This is a genomic window from Cellulosimicrobium cellulans, from assembly GCF_042723955.1.
GTDB classification, from domain to species: Bacteria; Actinomycetota; Actinomycetes; order Actinomycetales; family Cellulomonadaceae; genus Cellulosimicrobium; species Cellulosimicrobium cellulans_H.
Genome location: NZ_JBHXIC010000140.1, coordinates 3,129 through 7,269, shown reverse-complemented (window position 1 = coordinate 7,269; position 4,141 = coordinate 3,129). Strand labels below are relative to the sequence as shown.

The window sequence follows — 4,141 nt, the reverse complement described above, 5'->3', positions numbered from 1 at the left end:
AGCCCGGTCCCCTCGGGAGGGGCCGGGCTCGACGGCGGGTCGGCGCGTCAGGACGCGCGCGACGTCACTTCTTGTTACGACGCTGGTGACGCGTCTTGCGAAGCAGCTTGCGGTGCTTCTTCTTGGCCATGCGCTTGCGGCGCTTCTTGATGACGGAGCCCATACGGTCCTCGCAATGCTCGAGCGGCGTGTCGGTCGGCGACCGGTCGACCGGCCGCGTGTGGTCCACGGTTGATCGTGGCGCCCCGGCGACCACGAGGGCGCCGCGAGCCGACCAACACGAGAGAAATCCGCCCCCTAGACTACCCGCTCGCGCTCGTGCCCCGGTACGCCATCCTTCGTGAGGGCTCGCGGCTGCCCTCCTGAGCCGCCGCACGGGGCGACGACCTCAGTCGAAGTGCGGGTCGAGGCCGAGGAGCGGGAAGACGGCGCGGCGCGTGGCCGTGACGGCGCGGTCGACGTCGTCGTCCGGGTCGTAGCCGCTGCTCCAGCGCCTGACCTCGACCGGCGGGCCGAACGCGAGCGGGGCGTCGAACCCGGCGACCTCGGCGACGCGCGCGCGCCACTCCTCCGGCAGCGGCTCGCCCGCGGTCACGGGCCGGTGCACGACCTCCCCCACGACGGCCGACCACACGAGCGGCACGACGCGCGCGATCGCGTACCCCCCGCCGCCGAGCGCGAGCCACCGACCCTCGGCGAGCTCGTGCGCGAGGTCGTGCACCCACCCCAGGGCGGTGCGCTGCGCGTCGACGGACACGTCGAGGTCGGAGAGCGGGTCCTCCCCGTGCGCGTCGCACCCGTGCTGGGTCACCAGGACCTCGGGCCGGAACGCGCGCAGCACGGGCGGCACGACGGCGTCGACCGCGCGGAGCCAGCGCGCGCCGTCCGTGCGGCGCGGGAGGGCGACGTTGACCGCGGTCCCCTCGGCGCCCGCGCCCCCGACGTCGGTCGGGTGGCCCGTCCCCGGGAAGAGCGTCGCGCCGCTCTGGTGGACGGACACCGTGAGCACGCGCGGGTCGTCCCAGAACGACTCCTCCACGCCGTCGCCGTGGTGCGCGTCGAGGTCCACGTAGGCGACGCGCGCGACGCCGTCGTCGAGCAGGCGGCGGATCGCGACGGCCGCGTCGTTGTAGACGCAGAAGCCCGACGCCGCGCCCGCCTTCGCGTGGTGCATGCCTCCCGCGACGTTCACCGCGTGCCCGACGCGGCCGGCGACGATCTCCCCCGCCGCCTCGTACGAGCCCGCGACGATCCGGGCGGCGGCCACGTGCATCCCCGGGAAGACCGGGTCGTCCTCGGTACCGAGCCCCCGGGCCGGGTCGAGCGTCCCGTGCTCGGACGCCGCGCGCACGGCCGCGACGTACTCGGGGTCGTGCACGAGCTCCAGCACGTCGTCGCTCGCGGGCTCGGGTCGCAAGATCTCGGGCGCCGCGTCGCCGTCGAGCAGACCGAGCGCGCGCACCAGGCCCATCGTCAGGTCGAGCCGCGCGGGGGCCATGGGGTGGCCGTGGCCGAAGTCGTAGCCGAGGAGCTCCGGGCTCCACACGACGCAGGATCCGGGCGCCGCGGCGCCCGCACCGGTGGGGGCGGGCGACGACGTGGGGTCGGTCGTGGACATGGCTCACGGTAACGCCCGACGGCGCGCAGCCGCCCCGACGGACCGGTCGCCGGACCCCGGTGCGGCACCCGGGCGCCGGAAGCGGCATGATGTCCCGGCGCCGGAGCGGCGACATGACGGGCCACCGGGCCCGTGGCAGAGTGGCGCGAGTGGTGAGGGAGGCTCCATGCCGACGAGCATGACCGGGCGCCTGTTCAAGGGGCGGGAGATCGTCGACCGCCTCGCCCGGCAGTCGCCCGCACGCCTCGCCGTCACGGTCTTCGCCGCCGTCATCGCCGTCTTCACCGCCCTCCTCATGGCCCCCTGGGCGACGGCGAGCGGTCGGGCGGCGCCCTTCGTCGACGCGCTGTTCACCGCGACGTCCGCCGTGTGCGTCACGGGTCTCGTCGTCGTGCCGACCGGGACGTACTGGTCGACGTACGGGCAGGTCGTCATCCTGCTGGGCATCAAGATCGGCGGCCTGGGCGTGATGACGCTCGCGTCGATCCTCGGCATGGCGGTGTCGCGACGCATCGGCCTCACGCAGAAGCTCCTCACGGCGTCCGAGACCAAGACGACGCGGCTCGGCGAGGTCGGCTCGCTCGTGCGCGTCGTGATCATCACCTCGACGTCGCTCGAGCTCCTCATCGCGCTGCTCCTCCTGCCGCGCTTCATCGTCCTCGAGGAGACGTTCGGGGAGGCCGCCTGGCACGGGATCTTCTACGGCATCTCGGCGTTCAACAACGCCGGCTTCATCCCCACCGAGCAAGGGCTCGCGCCCTACGTGGGCGACTGGATGCTGTGCCTGCCGATCATCCTCGGCGTGTTCATCGGCTCCCTCGGCTTCCCCGTGATCCTCAACGTCATGCGCAACCGCAAGCGCGTCGCCAAGTGGAGCCTGCACACCAAGCTCACGCTCACCACGAGCGCCGCCCTCGTCGTCGTCGGCACGGTCTTCTTCGCCGCCTTCGAGTGGACCAACCAGCGCACGCTCGGTCCGCTCTCGTTCGGGGAGAAGCTCCTCGCGTCCCTCTTCGCCGGCGTCATGCCCCGCTCGGGCGGCTTCTCCACCGTCGACACCGGGGGCATGCACGAGGCGAGCTGGCTCGTCACCGACGCCCTCATGTTCGTCGGTGGCGGCTCCGCGTCGACCGCCGGTGGCATCAAGGTCACGACGCTCGCCGTCATGCTCATCGCGATCGTCTCCGAGGCGCGCGGCGACCGGGACATGGAGGCGTTCGGGCGACGCATCCCTCGCGACACCCTGCGCCTCGCCGTCGCGGTCTCGTTCGTGGGCGCGACGGCGGTCCTCGTCTCCAGCCTCTTGCTCCTCGAGATCACCGGTGAGTCTCTCGACGTCATCCTCTTCGAGACGATCTCGGCGTTCGCGACCGTCGGCCTCAGCACCGGCATCACGCCCGACCTCCCCGACGCGGGCAAGTACGTGCTCGTCGCGCTCATGTTCGTCGGTCGCACGGGCACCATGACGTTCGCCGCGGCGCTCGCGCTGCGCGACCGCCGCCGCATCGTGCGCTACCCCGAGGAGCGCCCCATCATCGGGTGAGCGACCCGCCCGCCGCGGCGTACGCCGTCGGGCACCGCCACCGACCCTCCCCGACCACACGAAAGGCTCCACCGTGACCGACCCCTTCTCCCGCGGCGCCGACCCGAGCCCCGGGCCGGTGACCGGGAAGGACGCCCTGTCGGCAGACCCCGTCGCGCGGCGCATCGTCGAGCGCGGCCGCGCCGAGCGCGCACGCCGCGACGAGGCGAAGGCGCCGCGCAAGGACGCCGGTGTGCTCGTCGTCGGCCTCGGCCGCTTCGGGACGGCCATCGCCGCGACGCTCGACCGCCTCGGCCAGGACGTGCTCGCCGTCGAGCGCGACCCCGAGCTCGTGGCCCAGTGGAGCGGGCAGCTCCCCCTCGTCGAGGCGGACGCGTCCAACCCCGTCGCGCTCGAGCAGCTCGGCGCGCGCGACTTCCCCGTCGCCGTCGTCGGCGTGGGCACCTCGCTCGAGGCGAGCGTCCTCATCACGGGCAACCTGGTCGACATGGGCACGCCGCAGATCTGGGCCAAGGCCATCTCGGCCGAGCACGGGCGCATCCTCCAGCGCATCGGGGCGCACCACGTCGTCTTCCCCGAGGCCGACGCCGGCTCGCGGGTCGCGCACCTGGTCTCCGGCAAGCTGCTCGACTACATCGAGGTCGAGGACGGGTTCACGATCGTCAAGATGCGCCCGCCCCGCGAGGTCCAGGGCTTCACGCTCGCGCAGTCCAAGGTCCGCGAGCGCTACGGCGTCACCGTCATCGGCGTGAAGTCACCCGGCGAGGACTTCCTCTACGCGACGCCCGAGACCCGTATCAGCGCCAACGACCTCCTCATCGTCTCGGGCCACGCCGACCTCCTGGAACGCTTCGCCGCCCGCCCCTGAGCGGCGTCGGGCCGGTCCAGGTCCGGGGGCCGGAAATTGGGGGGGGGCCCGCCCGCGGGCCGGCCAGGCGGGCGCGCAGCGCGCACGCGCGCGGCCGCGCCCGACGGAGAGG

General features: G+C 73.6%; 4 protein-coding genes. 2 read left to right on the top strand and 2 right to left on the bottom strand.

Translation table 11 applies throughout. The annotated features are described in order from the left end of the window. Positions 1-64 precede the first annotated feature (64 nt). Positions 65-163 carry a 30S ribosomal protein bS22 gene (locus ACFWH7_RS20365; protein ID WP_003792170.1) on the bottom strand — a complete coding sequence of 33 codons (99 nt, stop codon included), beginning with the start codon at positions 161-163 and terminating at the stop codon, positions 65-67. A gap of 225 nt (positions 164-388) precedes the next feature. After that, positions 389-1,618, bottom strand: coding sequence for an acetoin utilization protein AcuC (locus ACFWH7_RS20360; protein WP_378219385.1), 1,230 nt, complete (start codon positions 1,616-1,618; stop codon positions 389-391). A gap of 166 nt (positions 1,619-1,784) precedes the next feature. On the opposite strand from ACFWH7_RS20360, the gene ACFWH7_RS20355 reads away from it, so the two are divergent. After that, on the top strand, positions 1,785-3,161 hold the full coding sequence (locus tag ACFWH7_RS20355) for a TrkH family potassium uptake protein (protein ID WP_378219383.1): 1,377 nt from the start codon (positions 1,785-1,787) through the stop codon (positions 3,159-3,161). Positions 3,162-3,324: 163 nt separating this feature from the next. Then, the gene (locus ACFWH7_RS20350) at positions 3,325-4,029 is read left to right on the top strand and encodes a potassium channel family protein (RefSeq protein WP_378219387.1); all 705 of its coding nucleotides are present in this window, start codon (positions 3,325-3,327) and stop codon (positions 4,027-4,029) included. Positions 4,030-4,141: the final 112 nt, after the last annotated feature.

Excerpts from the sequence above, each read along its gene's own strand:
- ACFWH7_RS20365 (WP_003792170.1), bottom strand. The coding sequence starts at position 163 with ATGGGCTCCGTCATCAAGAAGCGCCGCAAGCGCATGGCCAAGAAGAAG.
- ACFWH7_RS20360 (WP_378219385.1), bottom strand. The coding sequence starts at position 1,618 with ATGTCCACGACCGACCCCACGTCGTCGCCCGCCCCCACCGGTGCGGGC.
- ACFWH7_RS20355 (WP_378219383.1), top strand. The coding sequence starts at position 1,785 with ATGCCGACGAGCATGACCGGGCGCCTGTTCAAGGGGCGGGAGATCGTC.